General features: G+C 68.4%; 26 protein-coding genes. 19 read left to right on the top strand and 7 right to left on the bottom strand.

Annotated features, from left to right (window positions below; all coding sequences use genetic code 11):
• Positions 1–3: 3 nt before the first annotated feature.
• From rpsE to rplQ, 13 genes are all read left to right on the top strand, one after another.
• Entirely contained in the window at positions 4–525 is a 522-nt protein-coding gene (rpsE, locus tag D7Y15_RS02090; protein ID WP_014395877.1) for a 30S ribosomal protein S5, read from the top strand.
• A gap of 2 nt (positions 526–527) precedes the next feature.
• The gene (rpmD, locus tag D7Y15_RS02085; RefSeq protein WP_120532358.1) at positions 528–797 is read left to right on the top strand and encodes a 50S ribosomal protein L30; all 270 of its coding nucleotides are present in this window, start codon (positions 528–530) and stop codon (positions 795–797) included.
• 16 nt (positions 798–813) lie between these two features.
• Complete coding sequence (rplO, locus tag D7Y15_RS02080) at positions 814–1,341, top strand: 50S ribosomal protein L15 (RefSeq protein WP_014395879.1); 528 nt, start codon at positions 814–816, stop codon at positions 1,339–1,341.
• A gap of 134 nt (positions 1,342–1,475) precedes the next feature.
• Positions 1,476–2,822, top strand: a complete 1,347-nt coding sequence (secY, locus tag D7Y15_RS02075; protein ID WP_120574785.1) for a preprotein translocase subunit SecY — start codon at positions 1,476–1,478, stop codon at positions 2,820–2,822.
• 90 nt (positions 2,823–2,912) lie between these two features.
• Positions 2,913–3,563, top strand: coding sequence for an adenylate kinase (locus tag D7Y15_RS02070; protein ID WP_120574784.1), 651 nt, complete (start codon positions 2,913–2,915; stop codon positions 3,561–3,563).
• Positions 3,564–3,664: 101 nt separating this feature from the next.
• Entirely contained in the window at positions 3,665–4,423 is a 759-nt protein-coding gene (gene map / locus D7Y15_RS02065; RefSeq protein ID WP_120574783.1) for a type I methionyl aminopeptidase, read from the top strand.
• A 150-nt stretch (positions 4,424–4,573) separates the two neighbouring features.
• A complete protein-coding gene (gene infA, locus D7Y15_RS02060; RefSeq protein ID WP_002614803.1) occupies positions 4,574–4,792 on the top strand; it encodes a translation initiation factor IF-1 in 219 nt (72 codons plus the stop codon).
• A 67-nt stretch (positions 4,793–4,859) separates the two neighbouring features.
• Positions 4,860–4,976, top strand: coding sequence for a 50S ribosomal protein L36 (gene rpmJ, locus D7Y15_RS02055; RefSeq protein ID WP_002633586.1), 117 nt, complete (start codon positions 4,860–4,862; stop codon positions 4,974–4,976).
• 56 nt (positions 4,977–5,032) lie between these two features.
• Positions 5,033–5,416, top strand: coding sequence for a 30S ribosomal protein S13 (gene rpsM, locus D7Y15_RS02050; RefSeq protein ID WP_014395883.1), 384 nt, complete (start codon positions 5,033–5,035; stop codon positions 5,414–5,416).
• Positions 5,417–5,491: 75 nt separating this feature from the next.
• Positions 5,492–5,932 carry a 30S ribosomal protein S11 gene (gene rpsK, locus D7Y15_RS02045; protein ID WP_014395884.1) on the top strand — a complete coding sequence of 147 codons (441 nt, stop codon included), beginning with the start codon at positions 5,492–5,494 and terminating at the stop codon, positions 5,930–5,932.
• A 69-nt stretch (positions 5,933–6,001) separates the two neighbouring features.
• A complete protein-coding gene (rpsD, locus tag D7Y15_RS02040; RefSeq protein WP_120574782.1) occupies positions 6,002–6,628 on the top strand; it encodes a 30S ribosomal protein S4 in 627 nt (208 codons plus the stop codon).
• 214 nt (positions 6,629–6,842) lie between these two features.
• A complete protein-coding gene (locus D7Y15_RS02035) occupies positions 6,843–7,865 on the top strand; it encodes a DNA-directed RNA polymerase subunit alpha (RefSeq protein WP_120574781.1) in 1,023 nt (340 codons plus the stop codon).
• Positions 7,866–8,059: 194 nt separating this feature from the next.
• Entirely contained in the window at positions 8,060–8,479 is a 420-nt protein-coding gene (gene rplQ, locus D7Y15_RS02030; RefSeq protein ID WP_014395887.1) for a 50S ribosomal protein L17, read from the top strand.
• Between the two features lie 127 nt (positions 8,480–8,606).
• Here the strand turns inward: rplQ and D7Y15_RS02025 are convergent, their stop codons facing one another.
• The 3 genes from D7Y15_RS02025 to D7Y15_RS02015 all read right to left on the bottom strand — a co-directional run bounded on the left by D7Y15_RS02025 (position 8,607) and on the right by D7Y15_RS02015 (position 11,493).
• Entirely contained in the window at positions 8,607–9,167 is a 561-nt protein-coding gene (locus D7Y15_RS02025; protein ID WP_120598105.1) for a hypothetical protein, read from the bottom strand.
• Positions 9,168–9,299: 132 nt separating this feature from the next.
• On the bottom strand, positions 9,300–10,688 hold the full coding sequence (locus D7Y15_RS02020) for a lipopolysaccharide assembly protein LapB (protein ID WP_121751552.1): 1,389 nt from the start codon (positions 10,686–10,688) through the stop codon (positions 9,300–9,302).
• A gap of 7 nt (positions 10,689–10,695) precedes the next feature.
• Positions 10,696–11,493 (bottom strand): 1-acyl-sn-glycerol-3-phosphate acyltransferase, encoded by a 798-nt coding sequence (locus D7Y15_RS02015; protein ID WP_121751557.1) that lies wholly within the window; start codon positions 11,491–11,493, stop codon positions 10,696–10,698.
• A 214-nt stretch (positions 11,494–11,707) separates the two neighbouring features.
• Here D7Y15_RS02015 and D7Y15_RS02010 point away from each other — a divergent pair, with 214 nt between their 5' ends.
• The 3 genes from D7Y15_RS02010 to D7Y15_RS02000 all read left to right on the top strand — a co-directional run bounded on the left by D7Y15_RS02010 (position 11,708) and on the right by D7Y15_RS02000 (position 15,297).
• On the top strand, positions 11,708–12,322 hold the full coding sequence (locus D7Y15_RS02010) for a deoxynucleoside kinase (RefSeq protein ID WP_120567141.1): 615 nt from the start codon (positions 11,708–11,710) through the stop codon (positions 12,320–12,322).
• Complete coding sequence (locus D7Y15_RS02005) at positions 12,319–13,494, top strand: DUF2314 domain-containing protein (protein WP_121751551.1); 1,176 nt, start codon at positions 12,319–12,321, stop codon at positions 13,492–13,494. Before D7Y15_RS02010 ends, D7Y15_RS02005 begins: the two co-directional genes overlap by 4 nt.
• A gap of 66 nt (positions 13,495–13,560) precedes the next feature.
• Positions 13,561–15,297, top strand: a complete 1,737-nt coding sequence (locus D7Y15_RS02000; RefSeq protein ID WP_121751550.1) for an FHA domain-containing protein — start codon at positions 13,561–13,563, stop codon at positions 15,295–15,297.
• A gap of 6 nt (positions 15,298–15,303) precedes the next feature.
• Here D7Y15_RS02000 and D7Y15_RS01995 read toward each other — a convergent pair whose 3' ends face one another.
• A complete protein-coding gene (locus D7Y15_RS01995; RefSeq protein ID WP_120574775.1) occupies positions 15,304–16,230 on the bottom strand; it encodes a DMT family transporter in 927 nt (308 codons plus the stop codon).
• Positions 16,231–16,421: 191 nt separating this feature from the next.
• Here D7Y15_RS01995 and D7Y15_RS01990 point away from each other — a divergent pair, with 191 nt between their 5' ends.
• Positions 16,422–17,339: a pseudouridine-5'-phosphate glycosidase gene (locus D7Y15_RS01990; RefSeq protein ID WP_120574774.1), complete on the top strand. Its 918-nt coding sequence runs from the start codon at positions 16,422–16,424 to the stop codon at positions 17,337–17,339.
• Positions 17,340–17,352: 13 nt separating this feature from the next.
• On the opposite strand, the gene D7Y15_RS01985 is transcribed toward D7Y15_RS01990, so the two are convergent.
• Complete coding sequence (locus tag D7Y15_RS01985; protein ID WP_120574773.1) at positions 17,353–17,847, bottom strand: GAF domain-containing protein; 495 nt, start codon at positions 17,845–17,847, stop codon at positions 17,353–17,355.
• Between the two features lie 72 nt (positions 17,848–17,919).
• On the opposite strand from D7Y15_RS01985, the gene D7Y15_RS01980 reads away from it, so the two are divergent.
• On the top strand, positions 17,920–18,651 hold the full coding sequence (locus D7Y15_RS01980; protein ID WP_121751549.1) for an NAD-dependent deacylase: 732 nt from the start codon (positions 17,920–17,922) through the stop codon (positions 18,649–18,651).
• Between the two features lie 10 nt (positions 18,652–18,661).
• On the opposite strand, the gene D7Y15_RS01975 is transcribed toward D7Y15_RS01980, so the two are convergent.
• Positions 18,662–20,143, bottom strand: a complete 1,482-nt coding sequence (locus D7Y15_RS01975; protein ID WP_121751548.1) for a hypothetical protein — start codon at positions 20,141–20,143, stop codon at positions 18,662–18,664.
• A gap of 77 nt (positions 20,144–20,220) precedes the next feature.
• Positions 20,221–21,996 carry a hypothetical protein gene (locus D7Y15_RS01970; protein ID WP_121751547.1) on the bottom strand — a complete coding sequence of 592 codons (1,776 nt, stop codon included), beginning with the start codon at positions 21,994–21,996 and terminating at the stop codon, positions 20,221–20,223.
• 662 nt (positions 21,997–22,658) lie between these two features.
• On the opposite strand from D7Y15_RS01970, the gene D7Y15_RS01965 reads away from it, so the two are divergent.
• Positions 22,659–24,995, top strand: coding sequence for a DEAD/DEAH box helicase (locus D7Y15_RS01965; RefSeq protein WP_233596656.1), 2,337 nt, complete (start codon positions 22,659–22,661; stop codon positions 24,993–24,995).
• Positions 24,996–24,997 lie beyond the last annotated feature (2 nt).

Genomic DNA, 24,997 nt, shown 5'->3' with positions numbered 1-24,997 from the left:
CAAGTGGCAACTCCGATCAATCCGAACGATCTGGACCTGACCGACCGCGTGGTGAACATCAACCGCGTGGCCAAGGTGGTGAAGGGTGGCCGCCGGTTCTCGTTCGCCGCGCTTGTCGTGGTGGGCGATGGCAACGGGCACGTGGGCGTGGGCCTGGGCAAGGCCAACGAAGTCCCCGAGGCCATCCGCAAGGGTGGCGAGAACGCGAAGAAGAACCTGTTCCGCGTTCCCCGCATGGGCCACACCATCCCGCACGAGATCCTGGGGCACTTTGGTGCCGGCTGGGTGCTCCTGAAGCCGGCCTCCGAAGGTACGGGCGTCATCGCCGGTGGTGCGGTGCGCGCGGTGCTGGAGGCGGCGGGCATCCGCAACATCCTGACCAAGAGCCAGGGTTCGCGGAATCCGCACAACGTGCTGAAGGCCACGGTGGCGGGCCTGAAGCTGCTGCGCAGCGCCGAGCAGGTCGCGCGGCTGCGTGGCAAGGACGTCGAGACCCAGAAGCTCGCGGGCGAGGCGAGGGGCTAGTCATGGCGCTCAAGGTTAAGCTGACGAAGAGCTTCTCGGGGTCTTCCGAGGACATGCTGGCCACCATCAAGGGCCTCGGTCTGAAGAAGTTCGGCGACGAGCGGCTGTTGAAGGACACCCCGGCGGTGCGCGGCATGGTGTTCAAGGTAAAGCACCTGGTCTCCCTGGAGACGGTCAGCCAGGAGGCCCCGGCGCCCAAGCGCCGCAAGCCCCGGAAGATTGTCGCCCGGGACCGCGCCCTGGAGCGCCTGGCCGCCAAGGCCAAGGCCTGAGAACTGAGGATCCAACATGAGCATCCTGACCAATCTGAAGCGCCCTGAGGGCTCCTGGCACCGCAAGAAGCGCGTGGGCCGTGGCCAGGGTAGCGGCCTGGGCAAGACGGCCGGCCGCGGCGGCAAGGGCCAGAAGGCCCGCTCCGGCAACATGCGGTTCGAGGGCTTCGAAGGCGGCCAGAGCCCGCTGCAGCGCCGCCTGCCGAAGTTCGGCTTCAACCCGCCCAACCGCACCACCTACGCGGTGGTGAACCTGGGCGACCTGGAGCACACGTTCGACGCTGGCGCCACGGTGGACGAGGCCGCGCTGAAGCAGGCGGGCCTGGTCAAGGGCCGTTATGATGGCGTGAAGGTCCTGGCCCACGGCGAGCTCGCTAAGAAGCTCACCGTCAAGGTGAACAAGGTGTCCGCGGCGGCTCGCGAGAACATCGAGAAGGCGGGCGGCTCCGTGGAGGAGCTTCCCCTGGTGGCGCACAAGCCGGAGTCGGCCGCCAAGGCCCACGCTGGCAAGGGCGTCAAGGCTCCTCGCCAGCCCCGGGCGTAGGCGTGACCGGCGGCGCGCATCACAGTGATGTGGTGCGCGCCCCCAGCCTTGTGTAGGCTTCCGCGCCCCTTTCCGGAACCGGAGAGGGGCGTTTGTTGTTGCTGGCAGAACCTCTTGAAGAGGATGGCATTACCGTGGCCCTGAACGCCTTCGCCAACGTCTTCCGCATCGCGGAGCTGCGCAGCCGGCTTGCGTACACGCTCGTGCTGCTGTCCGTCTACCGCATCGGCATCTTCATCAACACGCCGGGCGTGGACCGCTCTGCGATGAACGCGTTCATGGACGCCCAGAAACAATCGGGCGGCCTCGTGTCGCTGTTCAACCTCTTCTCCGGCGGCGCGCTGGAGCAGATGTCCATCTTCGGCCTGGGCATCATGCCGTACGTGAGCGCCTCCATCATCATCCAGCTCTTGGCGGTGGTGGTGCCCAGCCTGGAGCGCCTGCAGAAGGAAGGCGCCGCGGGCCGCCAGAAGATCAACCAGTACACGCGCTACGGAACCATCGCGCTGTCCATCGTGCAGGGCGTGGGCATCTCGCGGTGGCTGGCCTCGCTGGGCCGCTCCGACGCGGGGCAGGGCGGCTTCAACCAGGTGGTGGTACCCAACGACAACCTCTGGTTCACCTTCATGACGGTGGTCAGCCTCACGGCGGGCACGGCCTTCATCATGTGGCTGGGCGAGCGCATCACCGAGCGCGGCATCGGCAACGGCATCTCGCTCATCATCTTCGCGGGCATCGTGGCGCGCGTGCTGCCCGGCGCGAAGACGCTGCTGGACCTGACGTCGCAGGAAGTGGTGAACGTGGCCGCGGTGCTGGGCCTGCTCTTCTTCATGCTCCTCATCATCGGCGTGGTGGTCTATGTGGAGCGGGGCATGCGTCGGGTGCCCATCCAGTACGCCAAGCGCATGGCGGGCCGTCGCATGTTCGCGGGCCAGGCCACGTACTTCCCCATGAAGGTGAACGCCTCGGGCGTGATTCCCCCCATCTTCGCCGGCGCAGTGCTGTCCTTCCCGGCGACGCTGGGCGCGTGGTTCCCCTTCCTGCAGGGCTTCCAGCGCAGCATCGAGGGCAACCTCTGGGTCTACAACGGCCTGTTCGTGCTGCTGGTGGTGTTCTTCTCCTACTTCTACACGGCGCTCACCTTCCGGCCGGATGACGTGGCGGACAACATCAAGAAGCAGGGTGGCTACATCCCCGGCATCCGCCCGGGCCGTCAGACGGCGGAGTTCATTGAGCGCACGCTCAACCGCCTCACGTTCGGTGGCGCCATCTACCTGGCCATCATCTGCGTGATTCCGTCCGTCATCAGCAGCGTGCTCGGGGTGCAGTTCACCTTCGGCGGCACGGCGCTCCTCATCGTGGTGGGCGTGGCGCTGGACACGGTGCAGCAGATTGAGGGCCACCTCATCAGCCGCAACTACGAAGGCTTCGCGGGTCCGCGCGGTCCGCGCATCCGCGGCCGGGTTCGCGTGGCGGCCTGACAGCGGTCGGTTGTGTTCCGGGCGCCTCTCCCCAATGGTGGGGAGGGGCGCCTCGTCGTTCAAGGGTGGACGTAGGTACAAAGGAGCGACATGAACCTCATCCTCTTGGGGCCGCCGAACGCCGGGAAGGGAACCCAGGCGAAGAAGCTCTACGCGGACTTCCAGATCCCGCAGATCTCCACCGGCGACATCCTGCGCAAGGCCGTGAAGGATGGCACGCCGCTGGGCAAGGTGGCCGGGCCGCTGATGGCCGCGGGGCAGTACGTCCCGGACGACGTCGTCATCGGCATCGTGGAGGAGCGGCTGAAGGAGCCGGACGTGGCCCAGGGCTTCGTGCTTGACGGCTTTCCCCGCACCCCGGGACAGGCGGACGCGCTGGACCGGATGCTGGAGCGGTTGGGCAAGCAGCTGAACGCGGTCGTGTCGCTCGAGGTCCCTCACTCGACGCTGGTCGAGCGTGGCTCCGGCCGGCGCGTGTGCCCCAATGACGGGTCCGTCTTCCACGTCACCCAGAGCCCGCCGAAGCGCGCGGGCCTGTGCGACAAGTGCAGCACGGAGCTCGTGCAGCGTCCGGATGACACGCCGGAGGTCATCGAGAAGCGCCTGCAGAAGTACGACGCCGAGACGTCCCCTCTGAAGAACTTCTACGCGAAGAAGGGGCTGCTCAAGAGCGTGGACGGCGTCGGGTCTCCGGAGGGCATCTACGAGGAGATCAAGAAGGCCGCTGGCCGTCCTGCCTGAGCCTGGGGCAGCCAGTGAGGCGAGGGCAGGGCCGGTCTGGACTGCCGCCCCACCGTTCATGGGTTCCCGACAGAGCAGCGGGCTGGTAGGGAAAGGGGCGCATGAACCCGGTGGAGATCAAGAGCCCGGATGAGATTGCCCTGATGCGGGAAGCGGGGCGGATCGTCTGTGAGATCCTGGACGAACTGGAGAAGGCAGTGGCCCCCGGTGTCTCCACCTGGGATTTGGACGCCCTGGCGGAGCAGCTCATCGCCAAGAAGGGCGCCCGGTCGGCGTTCAAGGGCTACCACGGCTTTCCGGGTGTCCTCTGCGCCTCCGTGAACCAGGAGGTCGTCCATGGCATCCCCAACCGGAAGCGGCGGTTGGTGGCGGGGGACCTGATGAAGCTGGACTTCGGGGTGGTCTACCGCGGCTTCTTCGGGGACTCCGCGCGGACGGTGCCGGTAGGGAAGGTGACGCCAGAGGCCCAGGCCCTGGTGGACGTTACCCGGCAGTCCCTGGAGAAGGCCATCCAGGCGATGCAGCCGGGCAACCGGATTGGCGACATTGGTCACGCGGTGCAGAACCACGTGGAGGCGCGGGGGTTCTCCGTGGTCCGGGACTTCACGGGGCACGGGATTGGCCGGAAGCTGCACGAGCCGCCGCAGGTGCCCAACTACGGGCAGGCGGGGTCAGGGATGAAGCTGCGGCCAGGCATGGTCCTGGCTGTGGAACCAATGGTGAACCAGGGGACGCCCGACGTGGAGGTCCTGGAGGACGAGTGGACGGCCGTCACTGTGGACGGCAAGTTGTCCGCCCACTTCGAGCACACCATCCTGATCTCAGAGCGGGGGCCGGAAGTGCTGACCCGGCGTCGATGAGGGCCCCCGGCCACAGGGTGAAATAGGGTGATGTCAGAAGGTGTTGATAGAGGTCCAGATTTCAGATCGCGCGGCGCTTGCTACTTACGGACCAAAGTGTTATCCCGCCGCGCTTCCAGAAGGTTCGTGGTCCGGGAAGAAGGTTGACGCTTGCCGAAGGATGATTCCATCGAAGTCGAGGGGACCGTTATGGAGCCCCTACCGAACGCGATGTTCCGCGTGGTGCTGGACAACGGCCACAAGGTGCTCGCGCACATCTCGGGTAAGATGCGGATGCACTTCATCCGTATCCTTCCGGGCGACAAGGTGAAGGTCGAGTTGTCGCCGTATGACCTGACCCGTGGACGGATCACGTACCGGGCCAAGTAATTCGCGCCGGCCGCCTGTGCGGACCGGCTGTTGTGCTTTTCTCCGCTGAAGGAAGGAAGTTCGCTCCATGAAGGTTCGGGCGTCCGTCAAGAAGATCTGCGACAAGTGCAAGGTTGTTCGCCGTAAGGGCATCGTGCGCGTCATCTGCGCTTCCAACCCCCGGCACAAGCAGCGCCAGGGCTAGAGAGTCCCCAGGGACTCTTCAGCCTCAGACCAACTCCACAACAAGGAAGACCGAAGATGGCTCGTATCGCCGGCATCGATCTGCCGCCCAACAAGCGTGCGGTGATCTCGCTTCAGTACATCTACGGGATCGGTAACAAGACCGCGCACGACATCATCGAGGCGGCGGGCATCGATCTCACCACCCGGACCAAGGACCTCACCGAGGACCAGGCTCGAAAGATCCGCGAGATCATCGAGGCCAACTACAAGGTCGAGGGTGACCTCCGGCGCGAGGTGACCATGAACATCAAGCGGCTGATGGACCTGGGTTGCTACCGGGGTCTGCGTCACCGCAAGGGTCTTCCGGTCCGCGGCCAGCGCACCCACACCAACGCGCGCACCCGCAAGGGTCCCAAGCGCGGCATCGTTCGCGCGAAGCCGGCCGCTCCGGCCCGCTAAACCCTCTGGCGCCCGCTGCCTCGCTTCGTGTGAGGCGCGGGCGTTGATCACCTACTCCCAGGAGCAGCGATTCACATGGCTGACGAGATCAATACCGCCGCCGCGCCGGCCGGTGCCGAGGGTGGCGAGACCCCTGCGGCGAAGAAGAGCAAGCGCAAGGGTAAGAAGAACATCCTCAACGGCGTGGTCCACATCCAGTCCACGTTCAACAACACCATCATCACGATCACGGACGTGTCCGGGAACGTGATCTCCTGGTCGTCGGCCGGGGCGCGCGGCTTCAAGGGCAGCCGCAAGTCCACGCCGTTCGCGGCGCAGGTGGCCGCTGGCGACGCCGCGGCGAAGGCGATGGAGCACGGCCTGAAGACCGTGACGGTGTTCGTGAAGGGTCCGGGCGCGGGCCGTGAGTCGGCGCTGCGCGCGCTGGCCGCCGCCGGCCTGAAGATCAGCCTCATCCGCGACGTGACGCCCATCCCGCACAACGGCTGCCGTCAGCCCAAGCGCCGCCGCGTCTAATTACCGCTTCGGGCCGGGGACCCGCCTCGCGGCGGGCCCGGCTCCAGACCATCTGCAAGGAGAGTTTCCGTGGCTCGTTATACCGCGAGCGCCTGCCGTATCTGCCGGCGCGAGAACCTGAAGATGTACCTCAAGGGCGACCGTTGCTACACGGACAAGTGCGCCATCGAGCGCCGCCCCTATCCCCCCGGTCAGCACGGCCAGGGCCGCGTGAAGTTCTCCGGCTACGGCGTGCAGCTGCGCGAGAAGCAGAAGGTCAAGCGCATGTACGGCCTGCTCGAGAACCAGTTCCGCGGGTACTACCACCGCGCGTCCGCGGCCAAGGGCAAGACGGGTGAGAACCTGTTGCAGCAGCTGGAGCTCCGCCTGGACAACGTGGTGTTCCGCATGGGCTTCGCGGACACGCGCAACGAGGCGCGCCAGCTGGTGCGTCACGGTCACTTCCAGGTCAACGGCCGCCGGGTGAACATCCCGTCGTTCTCCGTGAAGCCGGGCAGCGCAGTGGAAGTGGTGGAGAAGAGCCGCAAGGTGCTCCGCATCTCCGAGGCGCTGGAGACGGTGGACCGCCGTGGCGTTCCCCAGTGGATTGACCTGGACAAGAAGTCGTTCAAGGGCACGGTCAAGACGGTCCCGAACCGCGAGGACCTGACCATGCCCATCCAGGAGCAGCTCATCGTCGAACTGTACTCGAAGTAAGCAGGGATGCAGGGCCCGCTTCGGTGGGCCCCTCCCGCGGTGGACGCCCTGGCCGACAAGGCCGGGGCGTTGTCGCTTTGTCGCCTGTCGTTTCGCCTGGAGGCCGCGTTCTGCGCGCGCCGGGCGAGGTTGTTAGCAGTCCCCCCGCGTGCCCGTCCTCCCGTCAATCTGGCGGGGAAGTGGGTGATGGCGCACGACCAGAGGAGCAGTCCCCATGGCCGACACGTTTGTTGCGAAGAACTGGCGCGACCTCATCAAGCCGCGCCGCATGGAAGTGGACCAGGACTCGCTGAGCCCCACGTACGGCAAGTTCGTGGCGGAGCCGCTGGAGCGCGGCTTCGGGACGACGCTGGGCAACTCGCTGCGGCGGGTGCTGCTGTCGTCGCTGCAGGGCGCGGCCATCACCTCCGTGAAGATTGAGGGCGTGGACCACGAGTTCACGACCATCCCCGAGGTGGCCGAGGACGTCACGGACGTCGTGTTGAACCTGAAGGAGGTCCTCCTCCGGATGCACACGAACGAGACGAAGACGCTGCGCATCGAGGTGGAAGGCCCCAAGGAAGTGAAGGCGGGCGACCTCATCGCGGACCAGGACGTCGAAATCCTGAACCCGGGTCACCACATCTGCACCGTGTCCGAGGGTGGCAAGGTGCGCATGGAGCTGATGTGCCGCCGCGGCCGTGGCTACGTGCCGGCGTCCACGAACAAGGTGGCGGGCGCGCCCATCGGGACCATCCCCATCGACTCGCTCTTCTCGCCCATCCGCAAGGTGAACTACCAGGTCACCAACGCGCGCGTCGGTCAGGTCACGGACTTCGACAAGCTGTCGCTCGAGGTCTGGACGGACGGCTCCGTGGTGCCGCAGGACGCGGTGGCGTACGCGGCGAAGATCATCAAGGAGCAGCTCACGGTGTTCGTGAACTTCGACGAGACCGAGGAGCCGGTCGTCGCCGAGGCGCCGAAGGAAGAGGCCAAGCTCAACGAGAACCTGTTCCGCTCGGTGGACGAGCTGGAGCTGTCGGTGCGTTCGGCCAACTGCCTGCAGCAGGCGAACATCAAGTCCATCGGTGACCTGGTCCAGCGCACCGAGGCGGAGATGCTCAAGACGAAGAACTTCGGCCGCAAGTCTCTGAAGGAGATCAAGGAGATCCTCGCGGAGATGGGTCTGTCCCTGGGCATGAAGCTGGAGAACTGGCCGCCGAAGAACGCGCCGGCTCCCGCGGCCCCCAAGGCCTGAAGCGTCGTTGTTTCCTGAAGCACCTGCCTTGGCATCCCACCGACACGGCTTCACGGTGGCGCGAAGGCAGGGGGCCCTGTGGTACACAGGGCCCGATTCAACGGCGGCCCCCGGTGTCGGGGCCGTCCTTCCCACCCGGTACCTGATACGGCCGGAGTGGTGGGGTTCTCAAGAAGAGACCCCGGAGCACGCGCATGCGCCACAAGGTCGGACAAAGGAAGCTGCACCGCACCACGAGCCACCGTCTCGCGATGCTGAACAACATGGTCACGTCCCTGCTGGAGCACGGGGCCATCCGCACCACCGTTCCCAAGGCGAAGGAAGTCCGTCCGCTGGCCGAGCGCATCATCACGCTCGCCAAGCGCGGTGGCCTGTCCAACGTGCGCCTTGCCGCCCGCACCGTGAAGGACCGCACGGTCCTCCAGAAGGTGTTCAGCGAGTACAAGGAGCGTTACGCGTCCCGTCCGGGTGGCTACACCCGCATCGTGCGCCTGGGCTTCCGCCGGGGCGACGCTGCGGAGATGGCCCTCATCGAGCTGGTGGACCGTCCCGCGAAGGCCCCGGCCGCCGCTGAGACGACCGAGGCTCCCGCCGAGGCGAAGTCCGAGGGTTGAGCCGTTCCCCGTGCCCGGGTCTCACGTGAGTGAGGCCCGGACGGGCTGAAGAAGCACCGAGGGCGCCTTCCTGCTTCAGGAGGGCGCCCTTCGTGTTTCCGGCGTCTGGAGGGGCGCCCGCGGCGGGCTACTTCTTCGGCGCGAGGAGGCGCTGCCACTCCTCCTGGAGGGAAGGCGTGAGGTCGGCCTTGTCGTCCGCGCTCTTCATCGTCAGGGCCTGGAAGCGCAGGTCCGCGGGCGCGGCGCCGCCGGTCTTCCCCAGGAGCTGTTTGGGCGTGATGGTGACGAAGTTGCCGGGCTGCACCTCCGCCACCACCGCCTTGTACTCGTTGTTCACGGTGATGATGACGTCGCGCCAGACGTCCTTGCTCTCGTTCCAGATGGTGACGGAGGGCCGGTCCAGCTTGTCGCTGAGCACCAGGCGCGCGTCCATGTCACCGGTGTCCAGGGATCTGCCCGGGCACGCGATGCCGAAGCTGGCGACGGACAGAACGAGCCAGCCCGCGACGATGCCGGCCTTGTACTTGAAGAAGCGGTTGCTCGCGCGGAAGTCCGCGAACTGCTCCTTCAGGATGGAGAAGGCGTTGAGGACGACGTTGGACGTCTCCGCGGCAACGCGCTTGCCCAGGGGGCCTTCCGGCTTCGCCTTCTCCAGCGGGGCCATGCGGGCGGCGCTCACGGCGCGCATGCCAGGGCTGGTGGCCGCACGAGGCTGGGTGCCGGGATTGGACGGCGTCCGGGGCGGCGGGGTGCTGGGAGGGGCGGGTTTGCGCGCGTCGCTCATCGGAGGCGGAGTGTAGAGGGGCCGGTGCGCCGGTGGCTACTGGCCCTTGAGCACCTGCAGCGCCTTGCTGGCCACCGCGTTGTCGGGCTGGGTCTCCAGCACCTTCCCCAGCCAGCGCTCCGCTTCGTTCGCGGCCTTCTGGCGGTCCTCGGGGCGGCGGGCCTTCTGGGCCTCCTCGGTGTAGAGCAGGCCCAGGCGCAGGGCGAACTCGGTGTTCTCCGGGTCCTTGTCCGCCACGGCCTTCAGCTCGCGCTGCGCGGCCGCGTAGTCCCCCTGCAACTGGTACACGAGCGACAGCTTGCCGCGCGCGGCCGCCGAGTCCGGCGCCAGCGTCACGGCCACCTGGAAGGCCTCCTTCGCGGTGTCCAGGTCCCGGGCCTCCAGGCGCATGTCGCCCAGGCGGAACCAGGCCAGGTCCAGCAGCGGGTTGAGCGCCGCGGCCTTCTCGAAGGCGGTGCGCGCCGCTTCCGTGCGCTGGCGCGACAGGTACAGCTCCCCCAGGTAGAGCTGGTTCTTGCCGTCCTGGGGGGCGCGCTCGATGGCCTGCTTGAACTCGTCCACGGCGCGGCCGGCGTCATCCAGGCGCTGGTAGGCCAGCCCCAGGAGGGCGTGCACCACGGCCAGGTCCGGGTAGTCGTGGAGGATCTCCTCGAAGGCGATGAGGGCGTGCTGGGGCGCGTCCAGCTCGTGCAGGTAGCGCATGCCCTCCTCGAGCTTCGCCTCCGCCGCCTTGGGGAAGTTCTGGAACGGGTCCGCCAGCGGGTTCATCAGCGCCCGTGCGGTGGCGACTTCCGCGGGGGTAGGGCTGCCGCGCACGACGGTGCCCAGGGCCTCCACGGCGCCCGCCGTGTCGCCCGTGCGGGCCAGGGCCTTGGCCAGGGGCAGCTTCCATCCCGCGCGCTCCGGGGCCATCTCCACGGCCTTGCGCAGCGGGCCCAGGGCGGCGGTGTACTGCTCCGACTCCAGGCGCGCCACGCCCAGGCGGTAATGGAACTCCGCGGTGGTGGGAGACAGCGCGATGGCGCGCTCGAAGGCGGCCACGGTGGGGGCACCCGCGTCCCGGGCCCGGGAGAAGAGCGTCAGGCCCAGCATGTACTGGTCCACCGCGCGCTCGTTCTTCGCGATGGCCTGGCGCAGCTCCTCCGCCCAGGCGTCCGCGCGGCCGGCCTTCACCTGGGCCTCGGTGAGGGCGCGGGCCACGTCCACGTCGTCCGGCGTGCGCGCGTGCAGCTCCCGCAGGAGCTTTACCGCCTCATCCGGCTGGTTGCCGTCCAGGTAGGCGCGCGCCTGGGCCTGGGGAGACAGCGCGGGGGCCTGGGACTGGCCATGGCCGCAGCCGGTGGCGAGCAGCCCCAGCCCCAGCCCCAGGAGGGCGGCGGGCCAACGGAGCGTGCGGAGGCGGTTCGAGGGCGGCGTCAGGGGCACGGGGAGCTCAGGAGGCCTTGGAGGTGACGGAGGAGGCAAGCTGCGCGACGCCCTCGCGGTTCGGCGCGGCGACGGCGGTGTCCGGGTCACCGCCCTTGCCGCCCAGGGAGAGGCTGTCGGCGATGATCTGTTCGCGCACTGCGCGGGCCAGGCCCTCGCGGTCGTTGTCCGCGAAGCCGCTGGTGTCGATGGGGCGGCCAATCTTCACGCGCACTGGACCCGGGGAGATGTTCCACGAGTTCTTGGGCATCACGTTGTCGGTGCCCTCGATGGTGACGGGGCAGATGGGCACGCGGGCCTTGAGCGCGAGCGCGAAGGGGCCCTTCTTGAAGGGCAGCACGCGGCCGTCCGGGGAGCGGGTGCCCTCCGGGTAAAGGAAGATGCTGGTGCCCGCGCGGATCTTCCGGGCGGCTTTTTCAAGCGACGCGATGGCGGACGAACGGTCTCCGCGGTTGATGAAGACGTGGCCCGCGAGCCAGAGGTACCAGCCGATGAACGGCACGAAGCGCAGCTGCGACTTGGCGACGAAACGGAAGTCCACCGGCACGGCGAAGAAGTGGGCCGGGATGTCGAGTGTGGACATGTGGTTGCCGACGTAGATGGTGGGCCGCTTCGGGTCCACGTTCTCCCCGCCAATGACCTCCAGCTTCGCGCCACCGGCCCACAGGAGCACGGGCGACCAGATCCATCGGGCGACCCATACCGAGCGCGACGGGTTGAGCGTCACCAGCATCGCGAGGCATGCGAGGGTGAAGCAGATCGGGGACCACACCGTGACCACCAGGATGCACCACAGCTTGCGCAACATGCGTCGCCTTTCCTCCTACCGGGGGGCCTGCGCGCCGGAAGGGCCCTGGGGGTGCCGCTCACCGGTCGGGCAGCCAGGCGGCGCGGCGCGGGCGCCGGCACGGGCTCCTGGACGTGCGGAACGGGGCGGGGGCATGCACTTTATCTACCATGGCTCCCCCCGCCATTGTTTCTGGTGAATGCCGCTCGCTGGGGTTACAAGCAAGGGTGGCGTGGCCAGGAAAAAGTTCATCGCCATCGCGGGCAACATCGGAGCCGGAAAGACGGAGCTCACGTCCTTCCTGTGCCGGAAGTACGGCCTCACGCCGTCCTTCGAGCCCAATGACCAGAACCCCTATCTCGCGGATTTCTACAAGGACATGAAGACGTGGGCGTTCCGCTCACAGCTCTTCTTCCTGACGCACAAGTTCCGCCTGCACCGGGAACTGGAGCGCACGCCGGGCACCGTGCTCCAGGACCGGACCCTCTATGAGGACGCGGAAATCTTCGCCAAGAACCTCCACCGGCAGCGGCTCATCGACAAGCGCGACTGGTCCACCTACTGGGAGCTGTACCAGACCATCTCCCAGTCGCTCCGGCCGCCCGACCTGATGATCTACCTGCGCTGCCCGGTGATCACCCTGAAGGAGCGCATCCGCCTTCGCGGGCGGACCATGGAGAAGGACATCCCGACCGCCTACCTGAAGCGCCTCAACGCCCTCTACGAGGAGTGGTTCGAGGGCTATTCGCTGTCACCGGTGCTGGTGCTGGGGACGGACAAGCTGGACTACCTCACCAACCTGGTGGACCGCGTGGACCTCTTCCGACAGATAGAGAAGCACTTGTGAAGGAGGTCTACGTCCTGGCCACCGAGCAGTCCGTGCCGCCAGCCCTGGACGCGCTGCGCGCGGCGTTCGCGACGGACGAGGTGGAGTTCGTGCCGCACGAGGGCGACTGGGGCTTCACCGTGCGTGCGGACGGCTCGGAGGTGAAGGTGGTGCTCAAGCCCCTGAGCGACGGCCGTCCTCGCGTCCCCCAGGAGCTGTTCAGCGGCAGCCCGGAGGCCTTCGCGCGCGTGGAGAAGTCGCAGGCCTGCTTCGCGTTCCTCCTGGAGCCGGGCGGCGCGCAGCCCACGCTGCCCGTCTTCGAGGCGCTGTGGACCGTGCGCACGCTGATGGAGCAGGCGCCCGGCGTGCTCGTGGACCTGACGGCGTTCAAGCTGCACGAGCCCGAGGACGTGGTCGAGATCACCGAGCTGGACTTCGACATCCGCGACCACGTGCACCTGCACGCCATCGAGCTGGCGGAAGGGGACACTCCGCTGTGGGTGCACTCGCACGGGATGGAGAAGTTCGGCGCGCGCGACGTGGAGATCTTCCACCTGGGCGAGGGCGACCTGCTGGCCGCGGAGAGCTTCCTCCACGAGCTGTGCACGGACCTGGCGTTCGCGCAGGGGCCGACGCTGCGCTCGGAGGTGGCGACCAGCGAGGGCCAGAGCTTCACCCTGGTGCCGTCGGAGGAGGCCCGCGCGAACCTGCTGGGCGTGCCGCTGGATGCCTTCGATGGCCACGAGGGGCTGTTCCTCACGGTGGTGTCGCCCTTGGGCCGGCACAACACGGCGGAGCTCCTGTCGACGTACCGGGAGCGCTTCGCCAAGGAGCCGGCCGAGCAGACCCAGGCCATGCACGAGGAGGCGCAGGCGCTGTTGCCCGCGTTCCTGGCGCGCTTCCAGCGCAAGGGGTTGATGGAGCCCCTCACGTTCCTGGTGCGGGCCCCCTTCGAAACGCACCCGGAGGGCGAGGTGGTGGTGGAGAACCTGTGGCTGGAGGCGGTGGCCCGGGACGAGGGCTCCGTCGTGGGCCGGCTGGTGGATGGCGCGGTGCACACCACGGAGTGGCGCAAGGGGGCCCACGTGGAGGTGGAGGAGAAGCAGATCAACGCCCTGGCCATCGCCCGGGAAGGTCGCGCGCTCAACGAGTCCGAGCTGCGCGCTCTTTTGAACGCCGAACGTCCCATGTAGCGCTGCGCGTCCAACCCGACGCGTCTTGCGGGCGCCCCGAGGGGCGCTGCTAGGCTGCCCGTCCGCATGCCGGCATTGCTGCTGCTCACAGGCCCGTCAGCGGGGCGCCGGTACGAGGTCGTCTCCCAGCTGACCCTCGGCCGCAGTCCCTCCTGCGACATCCCGCTGGAAGACGACCAGGTGTCGCGCCGCCACGCGCAGCTGTTCCTGGACACCGTCGCGGGACAGGTGCGGCTGCGCGACCTGGGCTCCACCAACGGCACGCTGCTCAACGGGCAGCGGCTGGCGCTCCAGGAAGAGGCGGTGCTGCGGCCGGGTGACCGGATGCGCGTGGGCGCCACCATCGCGGTGTACGAGCCGCCGCCGGTGTCCATCGTCGACGAGCCCTCCGGCGTGGTCGCTCCGGAGCCGGCGCACGTGCCCATCGAAGAGGTGCTGCCGCACGTGGGCGCGGCCGCGGCGATGTACTCGGCAGGGACGGCGCTGCTGGGGGCCACCAGCGAGGCCATGGTGCTGCGGCGGCTATCGGAGGAGATGGCGCACGCGCTCAACGCGGACCGCGCCGCGGCGCTGCTGAGTGGGCCGGAGGGGCTTCGCACGGCGGCGGTGTCCGGCGCGGCGTCCGTGGAGGTTCCTCGCGCGCTGGTTCAGGCGGCGCTGGAGCGCAAGGAATTGGGGCGGACGGACACGGCGCTGTGCTCGCCGCTGGTGGCTTCGGGCGGGATGCCCTTCGGCGTGCTGTACGTGGAGCGCGAGGAGTCGCCGTTCACCGAGGGAGAGGGCCAGTTGCTCGCGTCGCTGGGTCGGCTGGGCGGCGAGGCCTACACGGCGGTGCGCTCTCGAGGCGAGGCGGAGGCCGCGGAGACGCCGTGGGTGACGCCGCTGGGGACGTCGCGGGCGTTCCGGGGCGTGGTGGAGGAGGCTCGGCGGGCGGCGGGCAGTGCCGCCCCGGTGGTGCTGCATGGCGAGCCGGGCACGGGCAAGGCGCTGCTGGCGCACTTCCTCCATGGGAAGTCCCCTCGTGCGCTGGGGCCGTGGGTGACGGTGGAGTGCCGGCAGTCCCTGGAGGCGGTGGAGGTGGCGCTCTTCGGCCGAGCGGGTGCGCCCGGCCAGCCTCCGGTGACGTCCGCGGTGCTACGCGCGGACGCGGGCACGCTGCTCCTGCGCCACGTGGAGGCGCTTCCCCGGCCGGCGGCGGAGCGGCTGGCGCGGATGCTGGCCCGGCGCGCGGCTCCGGCGCGGCAGGGCGGAGAGGAGCCCGTGGACGTGCGCATCGTCGCCACCAGTGGCTCGCCGGTGTCGCGGCTCGCGTCCCGAGGAGAGTTCGACGCGGCGCTGGCCCGGGGGCTTACGGGCTTCGAGCTGGAGGTCCCGCCCCTTCGCGAGCGGCGGGGGGACGTGCCGGTGCTGCTGGAGCACTTCGCGCTGCGCGGTGCCCGGCAGGGCGGGCGGGAAGCGCCGGTGCTGGGACCCGAGGCCCGGCGCCTGCTGGCGGAGTATCCGTGGCCGCAGAACGTGCGCGAGCTGGAGTTGGTCGCGGAGCGGCTGGGACGCGTGTACGCGGCGGGCCATGTGGGCATCCCGCAGCTGCCTCCGGAGGTGCGCGAGGGCGCGGTGGGGCAGGCGCCTCGCACGTTGCAGGAGCAGGTGGCCCGTCTGGAGCGCGACGCCATCGCGGAGGCGCTTCGCGAGTCCGGATGGAAGAAGGTCCGCGCGGCGGAGCTGTTGGGCATCAGCCGGCCCACACTCGACCGGAAGATGGAGGAGTACGGGCTGACGCTGGAGCGGGGGACTCGCGGCTGAGCGCCGTCAGGCCTTGGTGATGGTGCTGTCCTTGCGGCGGCTGATCAACACGCCCGTGAGGATGAGCGCCGCGCCGAGCATCTGGAACAGGGTGGGGCGTTCACCGCGGACGACCCAGGCGGTGAGGGCGGCGACCACGGGGATGCCGGTGCCGTAGAGCGTCGTGCGGTTGGTGCCCACCTGCTGCACGCTGCGGAACCACACGAAGTACGCGAGCACCAGCGGCACCAGCGCCGAGTACACAAGCGCCACCCAGCCCGCGGCACTCACTCGCGACGCGTCCATCGCGACGACCTGGGACGCGCCGGCCAGCACGACCCCAGGGGCGCCCGTGAGCATGGTGATGGCGGTGACGCGCAGCGCGGAGATGCCTTCTCCCACGGCGCGTGTGCCCACCGTGTAGATGGACCAGCACAGCGAGCTGCCGACAATCAGCGCATCACCTGTCCATGTCTCCGCGCCCAGGTTCGGGCCTCGCGCGCCCACGACGAGCAGCGTGCCCACCACCGCGAGCGAGAGCCCCGCGACGACGGGGCGTCGCAGCCGTTCGATGCCCAGCGCCGCGCCAAGCGCCGCCGTCACCACCGGGCTCACCGCCGTGAGCATGCCGCTGTTGGCCGCCGTGGTGCGCGAGAGGCCTTCGATGAAGCACAGCTGGTACAGCGTGTTGCCCACGAACCCCAGCGCGGTGAGCCGCAGGAACGTCTTCCACGGCATCGGCTTGTGGCCTTCCACCGCCAGCAACACGAGCCCCATCGCGAGCGCGGCGAGCCCGAAGCGCAGCGACATGAAGGCCCGCGCCGGCATGCCCTCCAGCGCGTCCTTCACCAGGGTGTAGTTCGTCCCCCAGACGACCACGACGGCGATCATCGCCAGGTCGGAGGCGGAGAGGAGACGGGCAGGCGCTGCGACCGCGGGCGACGAGGTGCTCACGGCGGCGGGGCATAGGGCGGCGCGAGTCCAGATGCAACCGACGGGGCTGCAACGAACACCCGCGTCCGCGCGCTTCCCTGTCAGGTGACACGCACGCGCGGTGCTCCGGGCCGGGTGTGGCGATGTCACGCCGACGTTTCCCCACGCCCGTGCTTGTCCGTCCGCCCCGGCCGTGGCGTAAATGCCCGCCCATGGACTTCCGCTATTCGGACGAGGTGCGGCGCGCGAAGGACTCCGGGCAGCCGCTGGTGGCACTGGAGACGAGCGTTGTCGCGCAGGGCCTTCCGTACCCTGACAACCTGGCTGCCGCTCGCGCGTGCGAGGAGGCCATCCGCCGCGCCGGCGCCGTGCCCGCGCCCATCGCGCTCGTGGACGGCGAGGTGTGGATTGGCCTGGAGGACGCCACGCTGCGCCGCCTGGCCGAGGGCAAGGAGAAGCTCCTCAAGGTGGGCTCGCGCGACCTGGCCGTGGCGGTGGCTACCCGCGCCAGCGGCGGCACCACCGTGAGCGCCACGTGCGAGCTGGCCGCGGCGGCGGGCATCCGCGTCTTTTCCACCGGCGGCATCGGCGGCGTGCACCGGGGCGCTTCCGAGCACTGGGACATCTCGCAGGACATCGCGGCCTTGTCTCGCTACCCCGTCGCCGTGGTGTGCGCGGGGGCCAAGTCCGTGTTGGACCTGCCCAAGACGATGGAGCTGTTGGAGACCGCGGGCGTGCCTGTCATCGGCGTGGGCACGAACGAGCTGCCGTCCTTCTACAGCCGTGAGTCCGGCCTCTCCCTGGAGCACCGCGCGGACGACGCGGAGGCCGCCGCGCGCATCGCCCACGCTCGCTTCGAGATGCTGGGGCAGGGCGGCGTGCTCTACACCGTGCCGCCTCCGGTGGAGGCCGCGCTGCCTCGCAACGACGTGGAGCTGCACATCGCGTCGGCGCTGGCGGACGCGGACCGGCAGGGCGTTCGCGGCAAGGCCGTGACGCCGTTCCTCCTGGGCGAGATGGCCAAGCGCACCGGGGGCAAGACCCTCAAGACGAACCTGGCGCTCCTGGAGAACAACGCGCGCTTCGCGGGGGCGCTGGCCGTGGCCTACGCCCGTCTCTCGAAGCGCTGAACGCCGCGCGGAATCAGGCCGTGCGGTGCTGGAACCAGGACATCAGGTCCTCCAGCGCCGCGCGGTCCACGTCGTCGAAGGTGTTCTTGTGCTCGGAGTCGATGTCGAGCACGGCGAGCAGCTCGCGGTTGCGCCCGTACACCGGCACCACGATTTCCGACGCGGAGCGGCCGTCGCAGGTGATGTGGCCCGGGAAGGCGTGCACGTCCGGCACCACCACCGTCTCGCCCTTCGCCGCGGACGTGCCGCACACGCCCTTGCCGAAGGTGATCTCCAGGCACCCGAGCGTCCCCTGGTAGGGGCCCACGCGCAGCAGCTTCCCGGGCGTCACCACCCGGTAGAAGCCCGTCCACAGGTGGCCGAAGGCGTTGTGCAGCAGGCTGCTCATCGTCGCCATCGCGCAGATGTCGTCATCCACGCCTTCGAGGATGGCGAGCGCGTGGGTCTTCAGCTCGGCGTATGCCTCGGTCTTGGGCTGACCGCGCAGATCCAGGGTGACTTCGGCCATGATGGGTCCTCTGTCAGGAATTCAGTCTCGCCCCTTCTAACAACCCTCGTGCCGGCTGGCACTGGAGGTCGTGTGGAACCGCTCGTCCTGGATTCGAAAACCCGCCTGCTCGTGCTCACCGGTGCCGGAGTCTCCGCGGAGAGCGGGGTGCCCACCTTCCGGGGCATGAACGGGCTGTGGGAGAACCACCCCGTGGAGGCGGTGGCGTCCCCGCAGGGCTTCGAGGCGAACCCCGCGCTTGTCTGGCGTTTCTACTCGCAGCGCCGGACGGGGGCGGCGGACGTGAAGCCCAACCCGGGCCACGACGCGCTGGTGCGCTGGGAGCAGCACCTGGGTGACCGCTTCCTCCTGGCTACGCAGAACGTGGACGGCCTGCACACCAAGGCGGGCAGCCAGCGCGTGGTGGACATGCACGGCAACCTCTTCCGCACGAAGTGCGCGGACTGCCAGCGTGCGCCCTTCGCCGACACCTCCGTGCACCCGTCGGGCACGGTGCCGAAGTGCGACGGCTGCGGGGGCCGGCTGCGGCCGGACATCGTCTGGTTCGGGGAGATGCTGGACCCCAAGGACCTGGCGCGCATTGGCGAGTTCATCACGCGCAACGACGGCACGCGGCTGGTGTTCCTGGCCGCGGGCACGTCCGGAGCGGTGTGGCCCGCGGCGGGCATCGTGGACGAGGTGCGCTCCGTGCGCGGGGACACGTGGCTCGTGAACTACGAGTCCGCCGCGAACACGGAGCGCTTCCACCACTTCGTCCAGGGAATGAGCGGACAGGTGCTGCCCACCCTGGCGAAGCTCTCCTGAGGGCCTGGGCTTACGGTCCCCGGAGGACCGTGAGCCCCTTGTCGGTGAGGACGAGCAGCATGCTCGGCGTCACGGTGGGCTCGTAGACCATCTGCAGCACGCGCTGGCCGGACACGTCTCGCACCTGGGCCAGCGTGGTGCCATCCGCTTCCAGCCGCCAGAGGCCGGCGCCGTCCGTGCCGATGTAGAGCGCGCCGTCGTCCGTCGCCTTGAGCGAGCGGATGCGGTTGGTCGGCAGCCCCGCCAGCTTCGACCAGCTTCCCGTGGAGCGGTTCTTCGGCGTCATCCCCCAGACGCCGTACTGCTCGCTGCCCAGATAGTAGCGGCCCGAGCGGGCCTGCTCGAAGGCGCGCCAGTAGTCGTCGGTGGCCTGGCCGTTGAGCGCGTCGTTGTAGCTCTTGAACGACCAGGGCGTGGGGCCTTCCCAGGTCTGCTCGCGGTCCCAGTCCTCCAGCTTGGGGCTGGGCACGAGCACGCCGACCATCTGCTCGTTGGCGACGAGCACGTCACCGTTCTGCCCGATGCCCAGGCCGTGCATGTAGGGGCACTGCAGCGAGCCCCATTCCGAGCCGTCCTCGAAGAGGTACCAGCCCGGGTGGCGGTGGCTGTTGTAGGTGAGCCCCTGGACGCGCGTCACGCCGTGGTTGGTGGTGATGTAGAGGTCGCCGCGGTCGCGGCCACGAGTCACGCGAGCGCAGTTGAGGACGGAGCGGTCCTCCTCGTAGTGGAAGTCATTGGTGTTGTGGATGCCCGCCTCGCGGCCCGCGTTCGACGCGCCAGTGGTGCGCCAGAGATGCTCCTCGAGTTTGACGCTGCCGTCAGTCTGGAGGCGGACCGCGTCGAGGTCTCCCTTCCGGTACTCGGCGAAGCGTTCGGCGGAGTAGCCCGCCTCGCCCCTCCAGGGGATGTACGTGCGTTGCTCGATGCCTTCGGCACGCTTCATCTCGTTGGCGGAATAGCCCACGTATGCGCGTCCGGCTTCACCGCCGCAGATGACGGTGGAGCCCGTCGCGAGCGTGTCCGGGCCGAACGGCTCCGCCGCCTGCCCGACGTTTGAACTCCACGTCGGCCGGGTGTCGCCCGGGCGCAGCACTCCGATGCGGCGGCCGTCGAGGAGCCAGAGGTTGAGGCCTTCATCAACGCCGACGCTCTGGGGAGTGCCGGCGCCGAACGAGCGCGTGTAGTCGAGCACCGCGTCCGTGGGCCAGGGCCCTGCGTCGGGCGTCTCGCCGGTGCCGGCATCGGGATCCGGCGGCGTCCCCGCGTCGGGAGTTTCGCCGGCATCGGGTGTCCCGCCATCTTCATCCGGAGGGGGCGTGCCGGCGTCCGGAAGGGAACCCGGAGGGGGGAGCGAGGGAACTTCGTTTCCATCGGACGGATCCGTGACGGGCCCCTCCTGCGGATCGATTGTCGGGGATTGGTCGCTGCAACCCACCGACAACAAAGACATGAACACCAACCCCGCCCCCACCACGCCTGCGCGAATACCCATTCCGTGTCTTCCTCCATGAGGGCTTCATGGCAAGACACGGGCCAGCGTGTTTCGCGAGCTTGCTGCCCGCTAAAGGCCTACTCGTCGCGTCCCGCGCGATGCCCGACGAAGAGTCTGCGCGTGTCGATTTGCGCGAGGCACCGTGCGCCGCTCGCGGAGCACGCGACAGGTTCGAGGCCCGCCGCGTCACAGAAAGGGCGCTGCTCCCGGGTTCTCAGGTCAAGCACGGCAAGGGCCGCCCCTGTCTCCGCGTGCCTTGGTTCACGTGCGTGCTCGTCGACCACGACGACAGCATCCGGTCCGGCCCAGAGCATCGGCAGTTCATACGATGAATAGAGACCGTCAACGCCAAGGGGCGGCTGCATCGCGTTTCGCATCCACTCCCTGAAATCACCTGGCGACTCCGTCCGGGCCTCGCCTTCAATCATCACGACGGTGGGCTCACCTTCCCGTTCCGCACGAACGCCGAGCACCTCGCCCGCGAAGAACAGTCGTGTGAAGCCGAAGGTCAGGTGCTCGTCGCTGTGGAGCACCTCGCGTACTGCGCCCGTGTCTACGTCGATGACGACAATGACCGAGCGGTCCTCCTGTCCGTAGCCCTGGGAATTTCCATTGCTGACCCTGGGGGTGGCGAGCGCAAGTGCGAACTGTCGCGCAGTACCGGCGATGGCGGTGCAAAGCCCTGGCAACTCGAAGATGCCGCGACCTTCAATCGCAACTGCTGAACGTCCCCGCCGCCACCATGCCGTGATGAGCCGCTCGCCCGCGAATGCGCCCACTGCATGCGTTGTCGGTTCATCGAACACGCGGTCGAAGTCTCGGTACACCGCGTTGTTGTTCGCACGCGCACCCACGAGGGCGCGGGTGAGTCGTGCGACAAGGTGTCGTCGCTGATGGGGACTGCGCTCCTCGATCTCCGCGCTACCAAGGCCGCGCGAGGCGTGCAGAAGGAACTCGCTTCCTCCGTCGTCGCCGAGAGAAATCAGCTCCGTCTCGACGCCTGCGCGCTGGGTGTACTCGCTCGGAGGCGCACGTACGCAGAACAAGGAGCGTGGCACGCCGGGTTCAAGCGCCACAGGAACCTCAAGCCAGCGAGCGACCTTATCAACGAACGCGGCGCCCAACGCTGAGGTGGCCGCCTCAATGCTGCCGCTGGTGAGCCATACGCCCTCATCGAGCACGTAGCGCGTGCCGAGTGGATGCTCCTCCACCGAGAGCTTCACCCGGAGCGGAGGCTTCTTTTCGAGCGCGTGGCGCATGAATGACAGTACGCGTGCTGACGGGATCTCTTCGCCGTCGACGAGCTTCAGCGAAACATCGACCCAGCGCTGTCCGGCGAGCTTTTCGATCAACTCGTCAAAGCCATCGGAGAGGAAGTGCTCAAGTGCTTCCTGAACGGAAGGTGGAATGCCAGGGCCCTCAATCCTGGGCTCAAGACGCTGCTCCTCGATTTCGACGCCGTGGAAGCTTGCACCGTCCATCGAGTATCCGGACAGCACGACTTCGCCCGTCGGCGCAGCCTGAACGATCACCATCGCCGTGCCGTCATACAGAGAGACGTGCAGGGCTTCGCACCCGAGCCTGCGCGCGATGACACCCAGCCTGTGCTCGCCCGAGGCACCGGGTTCCGCGAGCAGTTCCAACGGAGCCGTCTTGACGACGGACCAGCCTCCAAGGCCGGCCCCGAGCGCGAGGGACCACCGGTCGGAGGTAGCGCCGGTTCCGTACTCCATCCGGTCCCATGTCTCGCGCTTGCGCCGCACATAGGGCACCGCCACAAGCCCTTCCGTCAGGCAGATATCTCGGATGACACGTCCCAGCGCGTCGAGATCGTCCGTCCGGAAGAGCGTCACCTGTCCCCATTCACTCATGGGGCGCCGTATATCGGAAACAGGGGACTCAATCGGCGCCTTCAGGCCTGCCTCATGCCGTGAAGGCACGCAATAACCCGTACGGGTAATGGTTCGGCGGAGCCCGGGCAGGCTACTTCCCGCGGAGGGCCTTCCCCGTGAACTCAAGCTCTCGCGCTCAGAACCCACGCTGGTCCATTGAAGACGACCGGCTGTGCATCGCGTTGACCGCTCTTGCCCCGGAGCTGTCCTCCCGCGTCCAGCTTCGCTGGGACGAGTGGAGGTCGAAAGGGTGGGGTGACCCGCAACGTCTGTGCTTCTCCCGGGAGCAATGGCTTGCATTGGGGCGCCCGAGCGATGGGGGCGCGGACGACGAGGAGCGCGGGTGTCTGCGCGAGGAATGGGTCTCCTTGCAGCATCTGCTGATGGATCTGCTTGGACTTGAGACACAGTCCATTCGCTGGGACGTCGTGGGCATTCCCGGTGGCGCGAGGGCTCAGTACAAGGTCCGGGTCGACGATGAGCCTGTCCTCGTGACGGGGAGTGTCTTCCCCTGGGTGATGACCCCTCAGGAGGGAGCGCCTCTCCCTCTGACGCCCACTGCCGCCTGGGCTTGCTCCGAAGCGCGCAGCGCGACCCATGCATCCGCGCAGGAGCAACTGGCGGTGGTCATCCGGCTGCGGGGCCTGCTGGAGGACGTCACCGGGCTGCTCGGGAACCGGATCCAGTTCAGCCCCTCTGGTTTTCTGAAGACCTTCGAGCCTCGCCCAGTGGCCCGGCTGGGATTGCGCTGGGAGTCCGATCCCGAAGCCACGGAGCTCGTCTCCTTGCAGCCCTTCGCTGTCTTCGAGGATGGAACCCAGGCCTCGTTTCCTCTCGCCTCGGTGCGGCCTGGAGGCATCGCGGGGAACGACAGCCGGCGACCCTTGCTGCTTCCTGAAGGCACCGATGAGGTCCTGGCGCGGACCCGGCCCCTGCAGAAGCGATTGTCCGTCGATGTGACGCGGGAGATGCACGACCCCTCGCTCCTCATTCCGGAGGGGCGGAACCTCGATTCCAGCCTGGACCTCTCGCAGTACTCACCCCGGGTCGCGGGGTTCGAAGTCCTGCGCGGGCGACAGCCCGGAGAGGGGCGTGAAGCGACGGGGCTCGACTGGTTCGAGCCGACCACCGCGCCTGAAGGCTTCGCGGTGACCCTCCACGTCGATGAGGAGCTTCTGCGGATCCAGTTGAACTCGCGCGAGGAGGCGCTGGAAGTCCTCCAGAAGAACGATGCCGCGCTGGCGGAGAAGAGTCCCAGCTCGCTGACGGTAGGGGGACAGCAACTGGTGCCGAGCGAAGCACTGGGCCGCCAGCTCCGGATCGCGCTCAACCTGTTGGAGCCCTCTTCGGAAGAGGGTGACGGCACGGAGGTGGCTGTTGGCGCGACTCGGCCCGGAGGCAAGGTTGGCGCCATCGTTCGGGACGTGGCGACTCCCGCGGAAGGTGGGAAGCGGTCACCCGAGCCGCCTCCCGTTCCCTGGGAGCAGTTGCGCGGTGCCTTCCAGGCTGGAGTGGCCCTCAAGCCGCATCAGGAAGAGGGCCTGGCGTGGCTGTGGCGGCACGCCCAGATGGGGTCCCCTGGCGTCCTGCTCGCGGACGACATGGGATTGGGCAAGACCCTGCAGGTCGCGTGCTTCATGACCTTGAGGCTGCTTACGGCGGGGGGAATGGAGCGGCCCCAGCTCGTGGTCTGCCCGACCATCCTGCTCGACAACTGGAAGCAGGAACTCGCCCGCTTCTTCCAGGAGGACCTCTGGCGGACGCCCTTCATCCTTCATGGGGCGGAACTCCGGGCCATCAAGCGCGGGGACGGGCTCAACACCGAGTTCCTCGCGCAGCAGCGGTTGATCCTCACCAACTACGAAACGCTGGGGGCCTACCAGCGCTCGTTGTTGAAGGTGGATTTCGACGTTGTCGTCTTCGACGAGGCGCACAACCTCAAGAACCCGGACACGTTGCGTTCGCGCGCCGCCAGGGCGCTCAAGCGCTCCTTCGCCGTCGCGCTCACGGGCACGCCGGTCGAAAACGAGTTGTTCGATGTCTGGGCCATCTACGATGCGATCCAGAGCCGTGCGCCAAGGGTCTTCGGTCCGCGTACCTCCTTCCGTGAGGAACACGGCGGCGAGCAGGGGGCCGCCACGCTCCGGACCCGGTTGCGGTACCCGTCCAACGACAGCACCCTCATGCGCCGCGAGAAGGCGGATGCCCTCAAGGACCTTCCGGAGAAGCGCTACCAGCGTCATGCCGTCGAGATGACGGCGCTTCAGGAAGAGCAGGAGCGGCTCATCGCCCGGCAGGCTTCGAAGCGCGGAGCATTCTGGGCACTCGCGGCGCTCCAGAAGCTCTACCAGCACCCCGCGCTGTTGACGGACGCGCGGGGGATGAACGCGGCGACCGCGCTCCGGGAGAGTCCGAAGACGCGCCTCTGCCTGGACCTGCTGGAACAGGTGGCGGGGAGGGCGAGCAACGGGAGCGCGGAGAAGGCCCTCGTGTTCGTCCTCTCCCGCGCCATGCAAGAGCTCCTGTCGGGACTCATCAAAGAGCGGTTCCGGCTGACGTCCGTCCCCATCATCAATGGAGAGCCGGAGAACCGCCGCGTGGCGCTGGAGTCCATCCAGACGTTCTCGCAAGCCAGGGGGTTCCAGGTCCTTCTCTTGAGTCCTCTTGCCGCGGGCGCGGGGCTCAACATCGTCGCCGCGAACCACGTCATTCATTACGGGCGCTGGTGGAATCCCGCCAAGGAGGACCAGGCCACGGACCGGGCCCACCGCATCGGTCAGTTCCGGCCCGTCCACGTCTACTACCCGCTGCTGCACCGGCAGGGCCGCGCGGAAGCGGGGTTCGACATGCGGCTCCACGAACTCGTCGAGCGCAAGCGCTCGCTGGCCCGCGACTTCCTGGCGCCTGCTCCAGAAGAGGCCCAGCAACTCGCGGGCGTGTTTCAAGAGGGGGAGGGCTGAAC

It is taken from the genome of Corallococcus sp. AB030, assembly GCF_003668965.1.
GTDB lineage: Bacteria > Myxococcota > Myxococcia > Myxococcales > Myxococcaceae > Corallococcus > Corallococcus exiguus.
Note: the sequence above shows the minus strand (reverse complement) of the source record. Positions and strands in the feature narration are given on the sequence as shown.

Bases quoted from the DNA above. Each gene is read 5' to 3' on its own strand.
- rpmJ (WP_002633586.1), top strand. From the start codon at position 4,860: ATGAAGGTTCGGGCGTCCGTCAAGAAGATCTGCGACAAGTGCAAGGTT.
- rplQ (WP_014395887.1), top strand. From the start codon at position 8,060: ATGCGCCACAAGGTCGGACAAAGGAAGCTGCACCGCACCACGAGCCAC.
- rplO (WP_014395879.1), top strand. From the start codon at position 814: ATGAGCATCCTGACCAATCTGAAGCGCCCTGAGGGCTCCTGGCACCGC.
- rpsM (WP_014395883.1), top strand. From the start codon at position 5,033: ATGGCTCGTATCGCCGGCATCGATCTGCCGCCCAACAAGCGTGCGGTG.
- map (WP_120574783.1), top strand. From the start codon at position 3,665: ATGAACCCGGTGGAGATCAAGAGCCCGGATGAGATTGCCCTGATGCGG.
- rpsK (WP_014395884.1), top strand. From the start codon at position 5,492: ATGGCTGACGAGATCAATACCGCCGCCGCGCCGGCCGGTGCCGAGGGT.
- D7Y15_RS01985 (WP_120574773.1), bottom strand. From the start codon at position 17,847: ATGGCCGAAGTCACCCTGGATCTGCGCGGTCAGCCCAAGACCGAGGCA.
- rpmD (WP_120532358.1), top strand. From the start codon at position 528: ATGGCGCTCAAGGTTAAGCTGACGAAGAGCTTCTCGGGGTCTTCCGAG.
- D7Y15_RS01975 (WP_121751548.1), bottom strand. From the start codon at position 20,143: ATGGGTATTCGCGCAGGCGTGGTGGGGGCGGGGTTGGTGTTCATGTCT.
- D7Y15_RS02025 (WP_120598105.1), bottom strand. From the start codon at position 9,167: ATGCGCGCCGTGAGCGCCGCCCGCATGGCCCCGCTGGAGAAGGCGAAG.
- D7Y15_RS02035 (WP_120574781.1), top strand. From the start codon at position 6,843: ATGGCCGACACGTTTGTTGCGAAGAACTGGCGCGACCTCATCAAGCCG.
- D7Y15_RS02070 (WP_120574784.1), top strand. From the start codon at position 2,913: ATGAACCTCATCCTCTTGGGGCCGCCGAACGCCGGGAAGGGAACCCAG.
- D7Y15_RS01990 (WP_120574774.1), top strand. From the start codon at position 16,422: ATGGACTTCCGCTATTCGGACGAGGTGCGGCGCGCGAAGGACTCCGGG.
- D7Y15_RS02000 (WP_121751550.1), top strand. From the start codon at position 13,561: ATGCCGGCATTGCTGCTGCTCACAGGCCCGTCAGCGGGGCGCCGGTAC.